Consider the following 1491-nt stretch of genomic DNA (forward strand, 5'->3'; position numbering starts at 1 on the left):
CATGAGTTCCCTGAGTCAACCTCTATGCCGCCAGCGGTGTGTCCCCGGGATTGTTGATCTTGCTGTTGGTCTGGTGGATCACAGGGTCGTAGCAGACGCCGTCGCGCCAGCAGGCCCACATCACCCGCAGCCAGGCGCGGGCCAGGATGCGGATCGCGTGGGGATGTCGCTTCCGACGGGCGCGGGCGTCGTTGTAGATCTTGGCGGCCCAGTCACTGCCATGTCGGCTGTTGTCGGCGAAGGTCGTCAGTGCGACGCGGGCTCTGCGGTTGGTCGCGAAGCGGAAGGAGACCGTGCGGGCCTTGCCCGAGGCTCGGGTGACCGGGACGACGCCCGCTTCGGCGATGAGCTGCTCACAGGTCTGGGCGCGTTCCAGGATCGGGCCGATCTCGCCGATGACCTGCCCGAGGCTGACCTTCCCGATGCGCGGCATGGTCGCGAACAGCGGTGCGTAGGGGTGCCTTTCGGTGGCCTCGCTGATCGACTTGTCCAGGGCGCGGATAGTCGCACGGACGCCCTGCACGAGCTGGACCTGAACGCGTACCAGCTGCTCGACGACGGCATCACTGAGACGAGAGTCGGCCTTCGGGGCCGATCGCAGGCGTTCGATGAGGACGCTGCCGGGCTTCTTCCCGGAGTATCCGTGGCGTTTGCACCAGGCTTCGAGGCGTCCGGCGGTGAGCTTGGCGGCGCAGGCCGGGGTGGGGTAGCGCTCCAGGAAGGCCAGGGCGATGTCGCTGTCGAGCTCGTAGAAGACAGCCTTGCCGCCGGGCCAGTGCTCGTCCAGCAGTGCGGCGAGCTGGTTGACGGCGGCGACCTTGGCCTCGATGTGGTCGGCCCGCTGCCGGGCGAGGGCCTGCAGATCGAGGGTGGCCTGTTCGGTGGGCTCCAGCCTCGGCAGCAGGTGGCCGTCGGTACGCAGGTAGTCGGCGAGTTTCATGCTGTCGCCCGCGTCCGTCTTGGCCTTGGAAGCACCCCAGCGCGCCCGCATCGCGTGGAATGCGTTCGGATGCACCGGCACCACCGGGTGGCCGGCGGCCAGCAGCCGGTCGACGGCCAGGCCGCGGGTGGTCTCGATCGCCACCGGCAGATCCGCGGGATCTCCGTGCTTGCGCAGCCGGGCCAGGGTCTTGGTGAACCCCTCCTCGGTATGGGCGAGTTCCCACCGATCGATTCGTTTGCCGGTGTCGTCCATGACCGTCACGTCGTGAGTCTCGGTCGCCCAGTCCCATCCGATGAACACGAAAGAAGTACTCCTGTGTCGCTGACGGAGCACCTGCCCGGTCGTGAGGTCGTCTGCCGGGAGCTCATTAATCGGCCCTCTGCGGGGCGTGTCCCTGAAGCCGATCAGACGGCCTCGGCCCGGCGGGGCCGGCGGAACTCATGCAGGCCGTCGAACGGCTCGCACCACTGGCCGTGCACCCACCGGGACCGAGAGGTCACAACCCTACCCGTGAGGGCTGCAGAAGGGATGGTCCTCTAATGAGCACC

At 67.9% G+C, this 1491-nt stretch carries 1 protein-coding gene; it reads right to left on the reverse strand.

Translation table 11 applies throughout. From position 1 onward, the window contains the following. Nucleotides 1-22: 22 nt before the first annotated feature. Nucleotides 23-1243, reverse strand: a complete 1221-nt coding sequence (locus tag ABT245_RS45880; protein ID WP_351747114.1) for an IS110 family RNA-guided transposase — start codon at nt 1241-1243, stop codon at nt 23-25. Between the last annotated feature and the right edge of the window lie 248 nt (nt 1244-1491).

The organism is Streptomyces sp. NPDC001508 (assembly GCF_040298665.1).
Lineage (GTDB): Bacteria > Actinomycetota > Actinomycetes > Streptomycetales > Streptomycetaceae > Streptomyces.